Below are 16,721 nucleotides of genomic sequence, written 5' to 3' on the forward strand. Positions count from 1 at the left end.
CGACTTCTTCACCATCCGTCGTGAACGTCTGATCCGTGCGCATGATGCTCTCTCCTTTGAACAGGGACTCGACACGCTGATTTTACGTATCAGTTCGTGGACGACCGGCCTGCCTACATAGGATCTAGCGTGACGCGGTGATATGGCGCAGGCATGACAGTTCACACCCACACTCTAGACGACTGGTCTAATTGAGGCCATAATCCGCTTCCTATGAGAGCTAGCCATCCCCACATTCGCAGGCACATCCTCGACGCCGGGCGTGCCCTGATCGCCAGAAAAGGCTTCGTCGCGGTCGGGCTGAACGAGATTCTGACGACTGCCGAGATCCCGAAGGGGTCGTTCTATCACTACTTCGGGTCGAAGGAATCGTTCGGCAGCGAGTTGCTGCAACAGTACGTCGCCGACTACGCGGCACGCCTCGACGCGCTGTTCGGCCAGGCGGGTGTCAACGGCCGTGACAAGCTGCTGAGCTATTGGGCTGAGTGGCAGCACGAGCAACTCGACCAGGACGGCGGCGAAAAGTGTCTGGTGGTGAAGCTGAGCGCCGAAGTCGGCGACCTGTCCGACGAGATGCGCGTCGTGCTGCGCGACGGCGTCGACCGCCTGATGGTCCGTCTCGCGTCCGTGATCGAAGAAGGCCAGGCAGACGGGTCGCTTTCGCCGGAGATCCGGGCCAAGGAGGCAGCCGAACTCCTGTATCACATGTGGCTTGGCGCGGCGCTTGTCACCAAGCTGCGAAAGGATGGTAGCGCGATGGCGCAAGCCATGGCGGTCACCGCCAGCGTACTTCGCGGGCCTTGATTGTGCCGCTGCGGAGGCCGTGGCCGCGGCGCTGTTGAAGCTTCTTGAATCGAAGAACTAGCCGAAGCACCGCCAGAAGCGCTCGCGGAAGAACTTACAGAACCACCCGCAAAAGCACTCGCAGAAGCACTCGCAGAAGCACTCGCAGAAGCACTCGCAGAAGCACTCGCAGAAGCACTCGCAGAAGCACTCGCAGAAGAGCTCAAACAATTACTCGCAAAAGCACCCGCAGAAGCATTCAAAGAAGTACCCGTAAAAGCACTCACAGCACCACCCGCAGAACCACTAACTCCACGCAGAGCGGAGCCCTCATCGTTGCACATTCCGGGAGATCGATTGTGCGTAGCGTTATCTATTCCTCTTTCGGCAATCCCGCTGAAGTGCTGCAGGTCGCGGAACGTCCCACGCCGAATCCCGGCGCAGGGCAGGTGCGCATCAAATCGACCTTGTCGCCGATTCACAATCACGACTTGTGGACGATTCGCGGTCAATACGGCTACAAGCCGAAACTGCCGGCCGTGGGCGGCACTGAAGTGGCCGGTGTGATCGACGCAATCGGCGATGGTGTCGAACACCTGAAGCCCGGTCAGCGCGTGGTGGTGGCCGGCATCTACGAAGCCTGGGCCGATTACGTTCTGGCGCCGGCAGCAACGGTAATCCCGCTGCCTGACGCGATCAGCGACGAAGTAGGCTGTCAGTTGATCGCCATGCCGTTGAGCGCGGTGATGTTGCTGGAATATCTGCATCTGGAACCCGGTCAGTGGTTCATCCAGAACACGGCGAACGGGGCGGTCGGCAAGACCCTCGCGATGCTGGCCAACGCTCGCGGCATCAATGTGGTCAATCTGGTTCGGCGCGAGGCGGGCATTGCGGAATTAGCCGAGGTGGGTATCGGCCACGCGGTGTCGACCGAAAGCGATGGCTGGAAGCAGCAGGTTCGTGACATCGTCGGCGATGCGCCGCTGGTAGCGGGTGTCGATTCGGTGAGTGGCGATGCCAGCGGCGACATCTTCGGTCTGCTTGGCGAAAACGGCACCCTGGTCTCGTTCGGCGCCATGTCCGGTCAGCCGATGCGGCTCAACTCCGGCGACGCGATCTTCAAGCAGTCGACCGTCAAAGGTTTCTGGGCGAGCAAGATTTTCGAGGTCACCTCGGGCGCGGACAAAGCGCGAATGATCGGCGAACTGCTGACGCTCGCTGCATCGGGCGAGTTGAAGCTGCCGGTCGAAGCCGTCTTCGATGTGGAGAACGCGGCGCAAGCGGCAGCGGCGAGCGAAAAGAGCGCGCGCAAGGGCAAGGTGCTGCTGCGGTTCTTGCAAAAGCCCAATCCATGATCGAAGTCCATCATCTCAACGAATCCCGTTCGCGCCGCATTACCTGGTTGCTGGAAGAACTCGGTCTCGACTATAAGCTGGTTCGATACCAGCGGAATCCGCAGACCCGTCTGGCTCCGCCGGAACTGATGGCGATCCATCCGCTCGGCAAGGCCCCGGTGATTCGTGACGGCGAGAAGGTGGTTTTCGAGTCGGGCGCGATCGTGGATTATCTGATTCGCCGCCATGGCAATGGCCGCCTCGCTCCGGCATACGGAACCGACGCGTACGACCGTTACGAGCAGTTTCTGCACTATGCGGAAGGCTCCGCCATGCTGCCGCTCATGTTGAAGGTGTACACAGCGCGTCTTGGCGACGGTGCTGCTCCGTTGCAACCCAGAATCGAAAGTGAGTTGCAGAATCACCTGGGTTTTCTGAATCAGGAACTGGCCGGCCGCGAATACATCATGGGCGATGAATTGACGGGTGTCGATATCCAGCTCTCGTTCGTGGCTCAGACGTGCCTGAAGTTTTGCGGACGCGATGCGTTCCCGAATATCACCGCGTTTGTCGATCGCATCGAGGCGCGCCCCGCTTATAAGCGCGCGATGGAAAAGGGCGGCGCGTAAGCAGTTGAGCGCTCATTCGCCCGTCACCCCCGCCGCCGGGCAGGCTAGTTTTCACCGCTTTGAGTAAGTAACGAGTAAGTCCAGCAGTCGTAGAGTCGATGCCGCCTCATCCATCAACTCAGGACTCGACGTGAAAAAATCTCTTTGCCGTGAGCGCCGGCTTCTATCGGCGATCGCATCGTTCTTCATGGTTTCGGGTGCGGCGTGGGCCGACGGCCAGAGCCCGGAGCCGCCCACAGCGGACGACACGGGCTTCACTGTGCTGAACAATTCGACCAATGTGACGCATTGGGGCCTGGGCGTGGGAGCCGGCATCGAGCAGGCGCCCTACAAAGGCTACGGCACGAAATACACGCCGATTCCGCTGATTTCGTTCGACAACAAATGGGTCCATGCGTTCGGTACGGCCGTCGATCTGAAGATCGGCAAGTGGAGCAACGTGAGCCTCGCGCTGCGCGGGCAGTACGCAATCGGCGACGGCTACAAGCAGTCCGACGCGCCGATTCTGAGCGGTATGCAGAATCGCCACGGCGCGTTCTGGTACGGCCCGGCACTCGCATGGCACACCGCATACGGCACGCTTTCGGGCGATTTTCTGGAAGGCGGCAATAAGGGGCAGAAAGCCAGTATCGACTTCAGCAAGTCCTTCGAGTACGGCAAATTCGAGTTCGAACCGCACGCAGGTGTGGATTGGTTCAGCAGCAAATATGTCGATTACTATTACGGCGTGCGCTCGTCCGAAGTGCGCGCGGGCCGCCCGGAATATACAGGCAAGTCGACCTACGACATCTCGGTGGGAACGCGTATCGACTATAAGTTCACGCGCCATCAGATCATGATCCTCGACGTCGGCGTCGCGCACCTCGGCAGCGGCATCACCGACAGCCCGCTGGTGGGCAAGCGCTATATTCCGCAAGCCAGGGTCGGTTACCTTTACCAATTCAACTGAGCCCCACTGCATGTCGCGAGTCGCACTGATCGAAGACCACGAGCGTCTGGCCGGCATGATCCGCCAGGCGCTTTCCGCAGCAGGCATCGAGGCCGATGTGTTCGGCACCCTTTTGGAGGCGCATTATGGCGTGAGCCGCGCCGACTACGCGGTGCTCATCATCGATCGCGGTTTGCCGGACGGCGACGGCCTGACTTTTCTGCGGACATTGCGCGCGGCAGGGCAGATGACACCCTCGCTCATGCTGACGGCGCGCGACGCGCTGCATGACCGCGTCGATGGACTGGAAAACGGCGCGGACGACTACGTGACCAAACCCTTCGCCATGAGTGAGCTGGTTGCCCGGGTGCGTACGCTGATGCGCCGTCCGGTGGCGCTGACGGAACTGGTGATCTCGTTCGGCGACATCACGGTCGATCCGCAGCAACGCGCAATGCGCTGCGGCGCGCAGTCTGCTCTGCTGGCGCCTGCCGAGTTGCAGATCGTGCTGTGTCTCGTGAAGGCGGCGGGCGCCACCGTGCGGCATGCGGCGCTCGAACATGCCGCGTGGGGACTCGGCGAAGCCGTCACGCCCAACGCGCTCGAAGTCACGCTGCATCGTCTGCGCAAGAAGCTGGTCGCGGTCGGCGCAACGACGCGGCTCGCCAATATTCGCGGCGCGGGCTTCGCGCTCCAGGTTGCCGCCGGATCCACTGGGCAGCACTAAATCAACGGCCAATTGCTCACCATGCTCAATCACTGGATTCGCAGTTTGTCCGCGCGGCTTTGGGTGACCAGCATTGTTGCTCTCGCAATCAGCCTGACCGTGCTGGCGACGGCCGCCACCTATGCGTTCAATCATTTTCCTCAGCAGATGCTCGGGCGGCACGAGGAGATGGAAAGCGCGACGGCGATCGTGAGTGGACTCCGGTTCGACGGTGCCGGCCGTCCGGTTTCCGTGGTGCTTCCCACGCAGACGGCCTGGCTCTTCGAGGTGGCGCCGACGGAACTGAAGTACCGGGTAGTCGACGAACGCGGCAACGTGTTGCTGGCTTCGAAGGGCGCCGAGGGGCGTGAAGCGTGGATTGCGGGCGATCTATCCGGGTTCGTTGGCAATGTTCAGCGGGCGGAGATAGGTGCAAACCCATTTGAAGTCCTGACGCTGCGGGTTGCGCATGGCCCGGCGGTCTTCTACATCCAGACCGCAACGTCCGAGCGTTTCGTCGACGCTATTATAGGCAACAAGGTCAAGCCGATGCCGGCGATCATCAAGACGATCATTGTCGTTGCCACGATCATTTTTGGCCTGACTTTCCCATTTACCGTGCATCGGGTACTCAGGCCGCTTAGAGAGGCATCGCGCGCGGCTGCGCGCATCACGCCGCGCAACCTCACCACGCGACTCTCCACAGAGGGCGTTCCGAGTGAAATCAAGCCGCTGATCCATGCCTTCAACGAAGCGCTCGACAGACTCGAAAACGGTTTCGCCGTGCAGCAGCAGTTTCTCGCGTCAGCGGCGCACGAGTTGCAAACGCCGCTCACCCTGATCCGCGGTCAAATCGAACTGCAGCCCGGGATCGACGACAAGGACCTCCTATTTCGCGAAATCGATCTGATGGCACGTCAGGTTCGGCAACTGTTGCATCTCGCCGAAGTCAGCGAGTCGCAGAACTTCAGTTTCGGCGCGGTGAATATCGTCGACGTGGTGCAGGACGTGAAGGCCTATCTCGCACGCAAGGCCGACCGCAAGGAGGTGAAGCTTCGGCTCGAAACCACCGCCGCGCCGCCGTCGATCTGGGCCGACCGAAGCGCGTTGTTCATTCTGCTCAAGAACATCGTCGAGAACGCGATCAATGCGTCGTCGGCGCGTAGCGCGGTCGTGCTGATCGTCGATGCCGTCTCGGTGCAGGTTCAGGACGAAGGGCCGGGCATCAAGCAGGAGCACCTACCGTTTCTCTTCAAACGGTTCTGGCGCGCGCCGGATGCCCAGCATGACGGCGCCGGGCTCGGCCTCGCGATCTGCAAGGAGATCGCCACGGCTCACGAGTGGCGTTTGACCGTAAGCAGTCTGGTACCCGGCACGCGCTTCGCGGTGTGGTTTTCGTAGCGCCTGTCGATCCTCAGTCGATTTTCAACCGACTATCAAGCCGGTTCGCTCAACGCCGGTTCATTGGCGATCTGTTTGATGATCGCCGCCATCAAGCCGGGAAATCGGCCGTCCAGCTCGTCGCGCCGCAGCGAATTCTGATGCACGGTGCCGGCAACGCGCGTGCGCACCAGCCCCGCTTCACGCAGGATCCGGAAGTGATGGGAGACGCTTGACTTGGGGCGGCCACCGTCGAGGTCGCCGCAGGTGGCCTCGTCGACCGTTGAAAGCCGGCGGACGATCTCAAGGCGCACTGGGTCGCTAAGAGCATGGAAGAGCCGTCCGAGCGTGAAGTCCTCAGCGGCGGGATGGGTATAGGTGCGCATTGTGCAGATGATAAAGGTTTCTGCGATACTCATAGTTCGATGTTTGTCGAACTACCGTACAAGCATGTTCACAGGAGTCTAGCCCGATGTCAGCATTATTTCAGCCCTACAAGCTCAAGGACATTTCCTTGCGCAACCGCATCGCCATTCCGCCGATGTGCCAGTACACGGCCGAAGACGGCCTGATCAACGACTGGCACCGCGTGCACCTCGCCGGTCTGGCGCGTGGCGGCGCGGGGCTGGTGATCGTCGAGGCGACGGCTGTGTCGCCCGAGGGCCGTATCACGCCGGGCTGCGCGGGCATCTGGACCGACGAGCAGGCGCAGGCTTTCGCGCCGGTGGTCGCATCGATCAAGGCAGCGGGTGCGGTGCCGGGCATTCAGATCGGCCACGCGGGCCGCAAAGCCAGCGCCAACCGGCCGTGGGAAGGCGATGACCATATCGCCGACAACGATCCCCGTGGCTGGCAGACCATCGCGCCGTCGGCGATCGCCTTCGGCGGCGGCCTGCCGAAAATACCGAAAGCGATGGCGCTCGACGACATCGGCCGCGTGCGCGAAGATTTCGTCGCCGCCGCAAAACGGGCCCTTGATGCGGGTTTCGAATGGCTTGAGCTGCACTTTGCACACGGCTACCTCGGCCAAAGCTTTTTCTCGACGCACTCCAATCAACGTGACGACGCGTACGGCGGCAGCCTCGAAAACCGCAGCCGCTTCCTGTTGGAAACTTTGGCCGCGGTGCGCAAGGTGTGGCCTGAGCATCTGCCGTTGACGGCGCGTTTCGGTGTGATCGAGTACGACGGACGCGACGAGGAAACGCTCGCCGAATCGATCGAACTGGCGAAGAATTTCAAGCGCGAAGGGCTGGATATGCTGAGCGTCAGCGTGGGTTTCTCCACGCCGAAGGCGGCCATTCCGTGGGCGCCGGCGTTTCTCGCGCCGATCGCTGAGCGTGTGCGCCGCGAGGCCGCTATCGCCGTCTCGTCGGCATGGGGTATCGATACGCCGGAACTGGCCGATCGCTCCGTCAAGAACGAGCAACTGGACCTGGTGATGGTTGGCCGCGCGCATCTGGCCGATCCGCACTGGCCGTACCATGCGGCGCGTAAGCTGGGTATCGAACGTCCGTCGTGGACGCTGCCGGCGCCGTACGCGCATTGGCTCGAACGTTACGCCGTCGCTTGAGCGCTGCGGGTTGCTTATCCTTTGATGTGCTCCGTCGAGAGCCAGCCCCCGCTTACACCGATTTGCGCCACCTGTTTTGCCACTGCGTCGGCCAGACGCTTCGCGTCCGCTGAAACACCGGCCTTCTTGGTTTCGGATACGGCGTGCAAGCCGCCGCCCACGGCCGCCGAGGTCGCGATGCTCCCGGCTGCGGCGCCCACGCCGGCTGTTTCGGCCATGCCGGGTGCTTTGCCGCTGTCGCCGGTGGCATTGAAACTTTGCACCAGCCGCGCGGTGCCGCCCGCCGGTTTGTACAGAATCTGCACGGAGCTGCTCACCTCGCTCTTGCCGGCGCCGAGGCCAATCAGCACGCGACGGCGGCGATTACCCGCGTCGATCTTGTCGAAACTGCCTTGCACGAGCAGGACGTTCTGGTCGGCGGGGGCGGGGATGTCCGAGCGAATCGCGCGCAGCCCCATCGATTGCAATTGATGCACGATTTCGTTGGCGACTTGCTCACGCACGGCGACCGCATCGGCGGATTGCTTTTCCGCGGCGGACGAGCCGTCGAGTTGCGATTTCAATTTCTGCAGCATGCCGCCCTTGTCCAGTTTCACCTGATCCGGATTGCTGTCGAAGGTATAGACATAAATGTTGTCCGGGCGCACTTGCGGCTGAGCGCTGGTTTCGGTCGCGTTGTTGATGCTGCCGCCGGCGCAGCCGGTCAGGAGCGCGCCGCCGCAGACCATTGCGACGCATGCAAAACGAGCGGCATTCTTTTTGAGGAAACTCACTGAAGTCAACATGTTCATCCTGTCGTCGGCACGCGGTGCCGTTATGTTCGAACGCATCTTCCGATGATCGGGCAACCGTGGGATCGTTAATCATCGGGAGCGCATTCGCACGCGCATTTGGACATAAAGCACCCTTGATCTCATGCGTCTTTTTTCGTACGCACCGGCAGCGAAACGAAGTATGGGTGAGTGACTTCCCAAACTCCATTCAACAATTATTTCGCGGTATGTCACGGCGAAACATGCCGCTGCGGGTGGTGTTCGGCATGGGGTGAAAGCGACGGCGAGGGCATCAGTTCAAGGCGAGCTTGAGGATGCAGATAAGAACAAGGATGAGAAGCGCGGCGGCGACGGCCATATTCAGCGGATAGGGCATGTTTCACCAGGCACTAGCGTTGCGGAGTTCTTATCCTAATGATCTGAGGGAAGATTAAAAGTGGGCAATGAGGCGCTATGTGCGAAAGCTAACGCAAGCGCCGAACCCGCAAAACATTACGGCAAGAAGACAGTCGACGCCAGGGTGTGCCCGCTGGCGCAATATGGCCGGATGGCGCATGATTGACGCAATGTGCCGTCCGACCCCAGATGCAGCAAGCCTCTGCGGGAGTACGGCGCATGCGACGTCACCGGTGCATAGGTCGATAAGCACATCGCGACGATGCACTGCGGGCGAGTATTCAATCGTTAAGGAGGATTTCGCATGGACCGACCTGACGCCACCAATCCGTTTGGCGATTTCACCAAAATGCTTGAGCAGTTCAAGCTTCCCGGCTTCGACGTACCCGCCATCATGGAAGCGCGACGCAAGGACATGGAAGCACTGGTTCAGGCGAATCAGACGGCATTTCAGGGCATGCAGTCGCTCGCGCAGAAACAGACCGAGATGTTGCGTACCACGCTGGGCGAATTGCAGTCGCTCACGGGGCAGTTGTCGGCCGGCGGCGCCGCGCCTCCGGCGAAGGCCGCCGAACTGATCCAGCAAAGCCTGCATAAGTCGCTAGCGGATATGCAGCAGTTGGCGCAAGCCGCATATCAAACCCAGGCTGAGTCGTATGCGGTGATCGCAAAACGCGTAGAAGAAAATGTGCAGGAGCTCAAATCGCTCTTGCAGCAGCAGAAAAAGTAACGGACGCGGCCGCGTCGAATCGCTCGATTCGGATCCGGCGCGGCTAGCAGAAGTCGCGATGAATTAGCAGGAAAGTCACAATGAAGCACCCGGTGCCGCGGATGACCATCAAGTTATCCGCGGCATTTTTTTGCCGCCTCGAATCGTGCACATACCGTGCTCAACCCGCGATTTTCTCTTCACACAAAAGCAGTCTATAAGCGCCGCAATTATCAGATGAAATAGGCCGGTAGACGCGAGTTATTCAGTGTGTGTTTACATCGCCGGTCACATGCGGCACGCATTGAAATTTTTCTGCTGTGGCCCTGTTATTTCATGCGTGTGTTCGCTTTAAACAGGCCAGATCGGAAAAATCTGCGCCGAAGCGACGCCCCTTAGTGATCCTGTCCTCAAATATCAAACGGGTTCGAACGGCTCGGCGCTCGTATAAGGTTTAAATCATCCCGCAAACGATTGCCACGCCGCTTCGCGATGGCTAAAGTTTCGCGCTGCCACTCCGTAGACGCATTCACGCAACCTAACTGGTGTGAATGCAATACCGGCACCGCCAGTCAGGAGTGCGCCCCCTGGATTCCCGTTCGTGATCGGTTCACCCGCCGCTCACGAGCGTTTTACCTCGAAGGAAATCTCGTGAAACCGATGCTCTCTACCAGCATTGCTCGCGCAATGCTCGGGGCAAGCTGCGCGCTGTCGTTTGCCGCGCATGCCACGCTCGGCCAGAACGTCAGCACTGTCGACAGCGATCTGACGCGCCTTCGCGCAGTTGCTCACACGGCCACTACGCAAAGCGCGTATTCGGTACACCTGATTACGATGCCGTCCGGCACGCTGGTGCGCGAGTACGTCGCGCCCAACGGCATCGTCTTCGGTGTCGCCTGGCAAGGTCCGACGCTGCCGGATCTGAAATCCATGCTGGGCACGTCGTTCGACCAATACGTCGCCGCTACCGCGACGCGCCGCGGTACGCCGCTGGCGGTGTCCAACAGCGATCTGGTCGTTTACTCCGGCGGGCATCTGCGCGCGTTTGCCGGCTATGCCTATCTGCCGCAAGCGGTGCCCGCGGGCGTCGATGTCGGCGTCATTCAATAACGGAGCGGATCATGCGTCATACGTCTTCGTTCGTTACCTTGTTTTGCGCGGCGCTGCTCGCGTTGCTCGTCAGTGCCTGCGGCGGCGGGGGCGGCGGCTCCAGCGGTTCCGGCTCCTCAGCGAATTCCAGCAACACGACGAGCCTTTCGGCCGGTCCCACCGTCACCAATACGTCGCCTTCGCCGCAAGTGGTGGCCGCCAACGCAGTACGCGTGACGGTCGACTCCGGCGTGAGCAACGTGCCGAACATGCCGTTCGTGAGCATCACGATTTGCGCGCCCGGCACCAGCCAGTGCCAAACCATCGATCACATCCTGGTGGATACCGGTTCGTGGGGCGTGCGCGTGTTCGCCTCGCAATTGCCCGCTTCGATGACGCTGCCGCAACAGAAGGACGGCTCGGGCAATCTGGTTGCCGAATGCATGCAGTTCTTCGACGGCTACACGTGGGGTTCGGTGAAGCTCGCCGACCTGCAGATCGCCGGTGAAAAAGCGGCCTCGCTGCCGATTCAGGTGATCGACCCGAACTACGCTTCGTTGCCGTCCGATTGCGCGAGCTTCGGCGCATCGCGCAACACGCCGGGCGCGTTGCAGGCCAATGGCATTCTGGGCATCGGCGTGTTCAAGCATGACTGCGGCGCGAACTGTGTGCAGCAGGCGGTGGCCGGGACGTATTACGGTTGCAACGGCACGGCATGCAAGTCGATTCCGCTCGCTGAAGCGCTGCAGGTCGCCAATCCGATTCCGTACTTCACGACCGACAACAACGGCTCGATGCTGAGCCTGCCGATGGTGTCCGGCGGCGCGCAGTCGGTGAGTGGGCAACTGGTGTTCGGCATCGGCACGCAGAGCAACAATTCGCTAGGCAGCGCGCAGGTGATCGGCGTGAGTCCGTCGAACGGCACCTTTACGACAGTGCAGAACGGCACGACGTATTCGAGCAGTATTCTGGATAGCGGCTCGACGGGCCTGTTCTTCCAGACCGGTGCGATGCCGGCATGCGCGAGCCCGAATAGCGCGTACTACTGCCCGGTGTCGACCCAGTCGTTGAGTGCCATGATCCAGGGGGCGAACGGCACGACGAGCACGGTGAACTTCAGTGTTGGCAATGCCACGAGCATTTCGCAGACGTACAGCGGCGATTCGGCGTTGCCGCTGCTGGCAGGACCGGCTTTTGTGACGTCGTCGATTTTCGACTGGGGCTTGCCGTTCTTCTACGGCCGTAACGTGTATGCCGCTGTCGAGCAGCAGACGACGCCTGGCGGCACGGGGCCTTACGTCGCGTATTGAGCGATATTGAGCGGTACCCAGGTTTGGCTTCGATGGGAAAGAGTCAACTGAGAGCCCGCTGCCGGTTTATTCGGCCGCGGGCTTTTTTGTGGGTTCTCGAAGCGGGTCGCGTGCGGGTATTGCAACTGGACTAACGCCGGCGTGCGGCCCGCTTGGCGGGGGCTGCTTTAGGGGCAGCCTGCACTGCCCCGGTTTCATTCGCCGGCGTCGCCGCTTCGCGCGGTTGCGTTTTATCGCCGGCTGCCGCAATCACCCGATGCACGAACCGCAGCTTGTCCACCACCGGCGAGGCCAGCGTGAACGGATAACCGTCGGGCATGCCGAGGCTGCGGTTCAGGCTGTTCAACACATACGTGAGCGGAAACCAGCGCTTCATCAGATTCTCGAAGCTCGCGTCTTCCACGGGCGTGCGGTCGGTCAGCGTCGGCTCGCTCGGGTCGTCGGGCAACAAGGCGAGGCCATACGAGGTCGACGTATCCAGCACGTCGACGATCAGCATGTAGTGCGCCCACGTCTCGGCCCAATCTTCCCAAGGATGCATCGTGGCATACGCGCTGATGAAGGACGCCTGCCAGTCAGCCGGCGCGCCGTCGTGGTAGTAGGCCTTCAGCGCCTTGCCGTAGTTGGCGCGTTCGTTGCCGAACAGTTTGCGATATGGCCTGAGCCAGCGTGGGTTGTGCTCCACCAGCTGGCTGAAGTAGTAGTGGCCCGTCTCATGGCGGAAGTGGCCGAGCAGGGTGCGATACGGCTCGCCCATCGCTGTGCGGACCTTTTCGCGGTAGGCGTCGTCGGCTTCGGCGATGTTCAGCGTAATCAGGCCGTTGTCGTGGCCGGTCATCACCCGTTCGCCGTCGCCGCCGTCCTCGAGGAATTCGAATGCCAGGCCGTATTCGGGATCGGCCTGACGCGACGGCACGTCGAGGCCGAGCGCGGCCAGTGTGTACAGTAGACGCCGCTTCGCCATCTCCAGCCGATACCAGTAGAGCCGGTTGTCCGGCGTGCTCAGATTCGGAATCGTGCGCGTGAGCTGGCAGGCGCGGCACAGCGTGTCGGGCGAGTCGGCGGGGATCATCCAGTTGCAGACGTTTTCGACAGCGTAGTTGTGGCACTGCCGGAACAGCGCGCCCTCGGCGCGTGGATGCAGACTGCGCCAGCGCCCTTCGTCGGCCTCTTCGAAGGCGCTGATTTCGGCCAGTTCAGGGTCATAACCGAGCAATGACTCGCACCGTTCACATCGAACGTTTTCATAGAACACAAGGTGCGAGCAGCGATTGCAGTGGAAGGTTCTCATCGATCGGGCCCGGGTGGTGGGTGGCGGTCATGGAGCGAAGTCGACGGGCAATCTTCATGCGGCATTTGCCAGACGTCACTGGTTTAACGCACATTACGTGCATGATCGTGCATCGGCGCTGCGCCGCTTTGGTGCGCGGCAGCCGAAAAGGCGGTGGAAGGGCGCGCTGATCGATCGACCGGACGGTCGGCAGACGCGGCAAACTTCGCAGTAGGCGGTAAGCAGGCGGTAATCCGGGCGGGTCAGGCAGTTCACGCGGTTTTTCGCGCTTGTTCTATAAACGGCATGAAGCTTGCTTTTTGGCGGGCTGCCATCCTTTGTCCAGGAGTCCGGTGTGTCTATACGCGTCGCGTTGAATCATGTCACACATTACCGCTACGACAGGCTGGTTGCGCTGTCGCCCCAGGTCGTGCGTCTCCGGCCTGCACCGCATTGCCGGACCCCGATTCTGTCTTATTCGATGCGGGTCGAACCGGCCGAGCACTTCATCAACTGGCAGCAGGACGCGTTCGCCAACTATCAGGCGCGTCTGGTGTTTCCCGAGAAGACGCGCGAATTCAAGGTGACCGTGGATCTGGTTGCTGAGATGGCGGTCTATAACCCGTTCGACTTCTTTCTCGAACCGTCGGCGGAACAGTTTCCATTCGAATATGCGCCTGGTCTGGAGTTGGAACTCGCTCCGTACCGCGTCAAGCGCCCAATGACGCCGCGGTTCGCCGAGTTCGTCGCGAGTATCGACCGCACGCCGACGCGCACCGCCGACTTCCTCGTCGGACTGAATCAGCGGCTGCAGCGCGAGATCCGCTACCTGATCCGCATGGAGCCCGGCGTGCAGACGCCTGAGGAAACGCTGGTGAGCGCCGCGGGCTCGTGCCGCGATTCGGGTTGGCTGCTGGTCGAGACGCTCCGGCAACTGGGGCTGGCGGCGCGCTTTGTCTCCGGCTATCTGCTGCAACTTGCGCCCGACGTCAAATCCATCGACGGCCCGAGCGGCACCGAAGTCGACTTCACCGACCTGCACGCATGGTGCGAGGTGTACCTGCCGGGCGCCGGCTGGGTCGGCCTCGATCCGACCTCCGGCTTGCTCGCCGGGGAGGGCCATATTCCGGTCGCCTGCACACCCGAACCCGGCAGCGCGGCGCCGATCTCCGGCGCGGTCGACGAATCCGAAGTCGAGTTCGAGCACACCATGTCGATTGAACGGGTCCTGGAGACGCCGCGCGTCACCAAGCCGTTCAGCGAAGCGGTGTGGAACGACGTGCTCAAAATGGGCGCGCAGGTCGACGAGCGCCTGACCGAGATGGATGTGCGCCTGACGATGGGCGGCGAGCCGACCTTCGTGTCGGTGCGCGATCGCGACGCCGCCGAATGGAACACTGACGCCCTCGGCCCCACCAAACGCGGCTACGCGGTCGCGCTGATGGACAAGCTGCGCTCGCGCTACGGCGCAAACGGCTTTCTGCACATCGGCCAGGGCAAGTGGTATCCGGGCGAACAGTTGCCGCGCTGGGCGATGTCGCTCTACTGGCGCGCCGACGGTGAACCGTGCTGGCAAGACCCCACGCTGTTCGCCGACGAACGCGAGCCAGGCACCTACACGGCCGGCGATGCGCAACGTTTCCTCTCTCATCTGGCGACGAAGCTATCGCTCGACACGGACTGCATCCAGCCTGGCTTCGAAGACGTCTGGTACTACCTGTGGCGCGAGCGCCGCCTGCCGGTCAACGTCGATCCGCTCGATGCGCGCCTCGACGACGAATTGGAGCGCGTGCGTCTACGGCGCGTGTTCGATGCGGGCCTGGGCGGCGCGACCGGCTATGTCTTGCCGCTCGCACGCGAACGCGACGTGCCGCACGAGGCGCCGAAGTGGGTCAGCGGCCGCTGGTTCTTCCGCGACGAACGCATGTTTCTGATTCCCGGCGATTCGCCGATGGGTTATCGCTTGCCGCTCGATTCGCTGCCGTGGGTGTCGAAGACCGACTATCCGTATCAGCACGCGCACGATCCGTTCGCACCGCCGGTGCCGTTGCGCCCGGCCGCGCAATTGCGCAGGCAATACGACGGCGACGGTGAGTCCCGCCGCACCATGAGCGCCACCGATGCGCGGCAGGCGGCGGCGTTGTCGTCGTCAGCGGCGGATCTGCTGAGCGGCACGGCGCGCAGCGGCGTGCTGGCCTTTGCGCCTCAGCCGGGCGATAAACAGGCGCCGGCGCGCGGGCAGTCGTCGAAGGAAACAGTGCGCACGGCGATCTGCGTGGAAGCGCGCGACCCGAAACGTGCCGCCGGTCCGAAGGCGGAAACCGAAGCGTTCGGCAGCGGCCGCTCACTGCTGCATGTGTTCATGCCGCCGCTCACCGAACTCGACGACTATCTCGACCTGCTCGCGGCGATTGAAGCGACGGCGGCCGAATTGCAGATGAAGGTGGTGCTCGAAGGCTATCCACCGCCGCGCGATGCGCGCCTGAGCGTCCTGCAAGTGACGCCGGACCCGGGTGTGATCGAGGTGAACATTCATCCGGCTTCGAACTGGGAGCAACTGGTCGACAACACGGAGTATCTGTATCAGTCCGCGGCCAAGAGCTATCTGAGCAGCGAGAAGTTCATGACCGACGGCCGGCATACGGGGACCGGCGGCGGCAATCACTTCGTGCTCGGCGGCGCGACGCCTGCCGATAGTCCGTTCCTGCGCCGTCCCGATCTGCTGGCGAGTCTGATCGCGTATTGGCACAACCATCCGTCGCTGTCGTATATGTTTTCCGGGCTGTTCATTGGGCCGACGAGCCAGGCGCCGCGTGTCGACGAAGCACGCAACGATCAGGTGTATGAACTCGAAGTGGCGTTCCGCGAGTTGCAGCGGCAGATCGATCTGCTCGGCGGCCGCGAAAGCGCGAATCTGCCGGCGTGGATGATCGACCGCTCATTGCGCAACATCCTGATCGATGTGACGGGCAACACGCACCGCGCCGAGTTCTGCATCGACAAACTCTATTCGCCCGATGGTCCGACGGGCCGCCTCGGCCTGCTCGAATTGCGCGGTTTCGAAATGCCGCCGCACGCGCGCATGAGTCTCGTGCAGCAGTTGCTGCTGCGCGCGCTGGTGGCGCGCTTCTGGCACACGCCGTATACGCAGCGGCTCACGCGCTGGGGCACGGAATTGCATGACCGCTTCCTGCTCGGCACCTTCGCGAAGATGGATTTCGACGATGTGCTCGGCGAACTCAACCAGGCCGGCTTCGCCTTCGAGAGCAGCTGGTTCGCGCCGCACTTCGAATTCCGCTTCCCGCTGGTCGGCCAGACCACGGTGAACGGCGTCTCGCTGACCATCCGCACCGCGCTCGAACCCTGGCACGTGATGGGCGAGGAGGGCTCGCCGGGCGGCACGGTGCGCTATGTGGATTCGTCGGTGGAAAGGCTCGAAGTGCGCGCGCTCGGTTTGAACGACAACCGTCATGTGCTGACTGTGAACGGCGTACCGGTCCCGTTGCAACCGACGGGCCGCGTCAGCGAATACGTGGCCGGCGTGCGCTTTCGCGCCTGGTCGCAACCGTCGGCGCTGCATCCGACCATCGGCGTGGATGCGCCGCTCACCTTCGACCTGGTCGATACATGGACTGGCCGCTCGGTCGGCGGATGCCAGTATCATGTCGCTCATCCGGGCGGGCGCAGCTATGAGACCTTCCCGGTCAACGCGTACGAGGCGGAAAGCCGGCGGCGCGCGCGCTTCTTCGCGTCGGGTCATACGCCGGGGCCGCTCACGGTCGGCATGCCGCAGCGCAGCCTGGAGTTTCCGTTCACGTTGGACCTGCGCTACTGGTAACCTGGT

Annotated in this window: 14 protein-coding genes; 11 read left to right on the top strand and 3 right to left on the bottom strand. The window is 62.1% G+C overall.

The window, feature by feature from the left end; translation table 11 throughout:
* The first annotated feature begins 213 nt into the window (after nucleotides 1-213).
* The 6 genes from GNZ13_RS26000 (at nucleotide 214) to GNZ13_RS26025 (ending at nucleotide 5,781) form a co-directional block, all read left to right on the top strand.
* Nucleotides 214-804 carry a TetR/AcrR family transcriptional regulator gene (locus tag GNZ13_RS26000; protein WP_172169806.1) on the top strand — a complete coding sequence of 197 codons (591 nt, stop codon included), beginning with the start codon at nucleotides 214-216 and terminating at the stop codon, nucleotides 802-804.
* Nucleotides 805-1,142: 338 nt separating this feature from the next.
* Nucleotides 1,143-2,138 carry a zinc-binding dehydrogenase gene (locus GNZ13_RS26005; RefSeq protein WP_172169808.1) on the top strand — a complete coding sequence of 332 codons (996 nt, stop codon included), beginning with the start codon at nucleotides 1,143-1,145 and terminating at the stop codon, nucleotides 2,136-2,138.
* A complete protein-coding gene (locus tag GNZ13_RS26010; RefSeq protein ID WP_172169810.1) occupies nucleotides 2,135-2,746 on the top strand; it encodes a glutathione S-transferase family protein in 612 nt (203 codons plus the stop codon). Before GNZ13_RS26005 ends, GNZ13_RS26010 begins: the two co-directional genes overlap by 4 nt.
* Nucleotides 2,747-2,876: 130 nt before the next feature.
* Nucleotides 2,877-3,695: a MipA/OmpV family protein gene (locus GNZ13_RS26015; RefSeq protein ID WP_328807292.1), complete on the top strand. Its 819-nt coding sequence runs from the start codon at nucleotides 2,877-2,879 to the stop codon at nucleotides 3,693-3,695.
* A 10-nt stretch (nucleotides 3,696-3,705) separates the two neighbouring features.
* Nucleotides 3,706-4,401, top strand: a complete 696-nt coding sequence (locus GNZ13_RS26020) for a response regulator transcription factor (RefSeq protein ID WP_172169812.1) — start codon at nucleotides 3,706-3,708, stop codon at nucleotides 4,399-4,401.
* Nucleotides 4,402-4,446: 45 nt separating this feature from the next.
* Nucleotides 4,447-5,781, top strand: coding sequence for a sensor histidine kinase (locus GNZ13_RS26025; protein ID WP_328807293.1), 1,335 nt, complete (start codon nucleotides 4,447-4,449; stop codon nucleotides 5,779-5,781).
* 35 nt (nucleotides 5,782-5,816) lie between these two features.
* On the opposite strand, the gene GNZ13_RS26030 is transcribed toward GNZ13_RS26025, so the two are convergent.
* Nucleotides 5,817-6,146, bottom strand: a complete 330-nt coding sequence (locus GNZ13_RS26030) for an ArsR/SmtB family transcription factor (RefSeq protein ID WP_172169859.1) — start codon at nucleotides 6,144-6,146, stop codon at nucleotides 5,817-5,819.
* Nucleotides 6,147-6,232: 86 nt separating this feature from the next.
* Between GNZ13_RS26030 and GNZ13_RS26035 the strand changes: the two genes are divergently transcribed.
* Entirely contained in the window at nucleotides 6,233-7,330 is a 1,098-nt protein-coding gene (locus tag GNZ13_RS26035) for an NADH:flavin oxidoreductase/NADH oxidase (protein WP_172169816.1), read from the top strand.
* A gap of 14 nt (nucleotides 7,331-7,344) precedes the next feature.
* Here GNZ13_RS26035 and GNZ13_RS26040 read toward each other — a convergent pair whose 3' ends face one another.
* Nucleotides 7,345-8,115 carry a DUF4410 domain-containing protein gene (locus GNZ13_RS26040; RefSeq protein WP_172169818.1) on the bottom strand — a complete coding sequence of 257 codons (771 nt, stop codon included), beginning with the start codon at nucleotides 8,113-8,115 and terminating at the stop codon, nucleotides 7,345-7,347.
* A gap of 688 nt (nucleotides 8,116-8,803) precedes the next feature.
* Between GNZ13_RS26040 and phaP the strand changes: the two genes are divergently transcribed.
* From phaP to GNZ13_RS26055, 3 genes are all read left to right on the top strand, one after another.
* A complete protein-coding gene (gene phaP, locus GNZ13_RS26045) occupies nucleotides 8,804-9,229 on the top strand; it encodes a phasin family protein (protein WP_172169820.1) in 426 nt (141 codons plus the stop codon).
* A 639-nt stretch (nucleotides 9,230-9,868) separates the two neighbouring features.
* Nucleotides 9,869-10,318, top strand: a complete 450-nt coding sequence (locus GNZ13_RS26050) for a DUF2844 domain-containing protein (protein WP_172169861.1) — start codon at nucleotides 9,869-9,871, stop codon at nucleotides 10,316-10,318.
* An 11-nt stretch (nucleotides 10,319-10,329) separates the two neighbouring features.
* Entirely contained in the window at nucleotides 10,330-11,607 is a 1,278-nt protein-coding gene (locus GNZ13_RS26055; RefSeq protein ID WP_172169822.1) for a DUF3443 domain-containing protein, read from the top strand.
* A gap of 130 nt (nucleotides 11,608-11,737) precedes the next feature.
* On the opposite strand, the gene GNZ13_RS26060 is transcribed toward GNZ13_RS26055, so the two are convergent.
* Nucleotides 11,738-12,898 (bottom strand): zinc-binding metallopeptidase family protein, encoded by a 1,161-nt coding sequence (locus tag GNZ13_RS26060; protein ID WP_172169824.1) that lies wholly within the window; start codon nucleotides 12,896-12,898, stop codon nucleotides 11,738-11,740.
* A gap of 334 nt (nucleotides 12,899-13,232) precedes the next feature.
* Between GNZ13_RS26060 and GNZ13_RS26065 the strand changes: the two genes are divergently transcribed.
* Nucleotides 13,233-16,715 (top strand): transglutaminase family protein, encoded by a 3,483-nt coding sequence (locus tag GNZ13_RS26065; RefSeq protein ID WP_172169826.1) that lies wholly within the window; start codon nucleotides 13,233-13,235, stop codon nucleotides 16,713-16,715.
* The last annotated feature ends 6 nt before the right edge of the window (nucleotides 16,716-16,721 follow it).

It is taken from the genome of Paraburkholderia elongata, assembly GCF_013177735.1.
GTDB lineage: Bacteria > Pseudomonadota > Gammaproteobacteria > Burkholderiales > Burkholderiaceae > Paraburkholderia > Paraburkholderia elongata.

What these genes read in the sequence shown, in the direction of transcription:
- GNZ13_RS26000 (WP_172169806.1), top strand. Translation starts at nt 214, where the DNA reads ATGAGAGCTAGCCATCCCCACATTCGCAGGCACATCCTCGACGCCGGG.
- GNZ13_RS26010 (WP_172169810.1), top strand. Translation starts at nt 2,135, where the DNA reads ATGATCGAAGTCCATCATCTCAACGAATCCCGTTCGCGCCGCATTACC.
- GNZ13_RS26020 (WP_172169812.1), top strand. Translation starts at nt 3,706, where the DNA reads ATGTCGCGAGTCGCACTGATCGAAGACCACGAGCGTCTGGCCGGCATG.
- GNZ13_RS26030 (WP_172169859.1), bottom strand. Translation starts at nt 6,146, where the DNA reads ATGCGCACCTATACCCATCCCGCCGCTGAGGACTTCACGCTCGGACGG.
- GNZ13_RS26035 (WP_172169816.1), top strand. Translation starts at nt 6,233, where the DNA reads ATGTCAGCATTATTTCAGCCCTACAAGCTCAAGGACATTTCCTTGCGC.
- GNZ13_RS26040 (WP_172169818.1), bottom strand. Translation starts at nt 8,115, where the DNA reads ATGTTGACTTCAGTGAGTTTCCTCAAAAAGAATGCCGCTCGTTTTGCA.
- phaP (WP_172169820.1), top strand. Translation starts at nt 8,804, where the DNA reads ATGGACCGACCTGACGCCACCAATCCGTTTGGCGATTTCACCAAAATG.
- GNZ13_RS26050 (WP_172169861.1), top strand. Translation starts at nt 9,869, where the DNA reads ATGCTCTCTACCAGCATTGCTCGCGCAATGCTCGGGGCAAGCTGCGCG.
- GNZ13_RS26055 (WP_172169822.1), top strand. Translation starts at nt 10,330, where the DNA reads ATGCGTCATACGTCTTCGTTCGTTACCTTGTTTTGCGCGGCGCTGCTC.
- GNZ13_RS26060 (WP_172169824.1), bottom strand. Translation starts at nt 12,898, where the DNA reads ATGAGAACCTTCCACTGCAATCGCTGCTCGCACCTTGTGTTCTATGAA.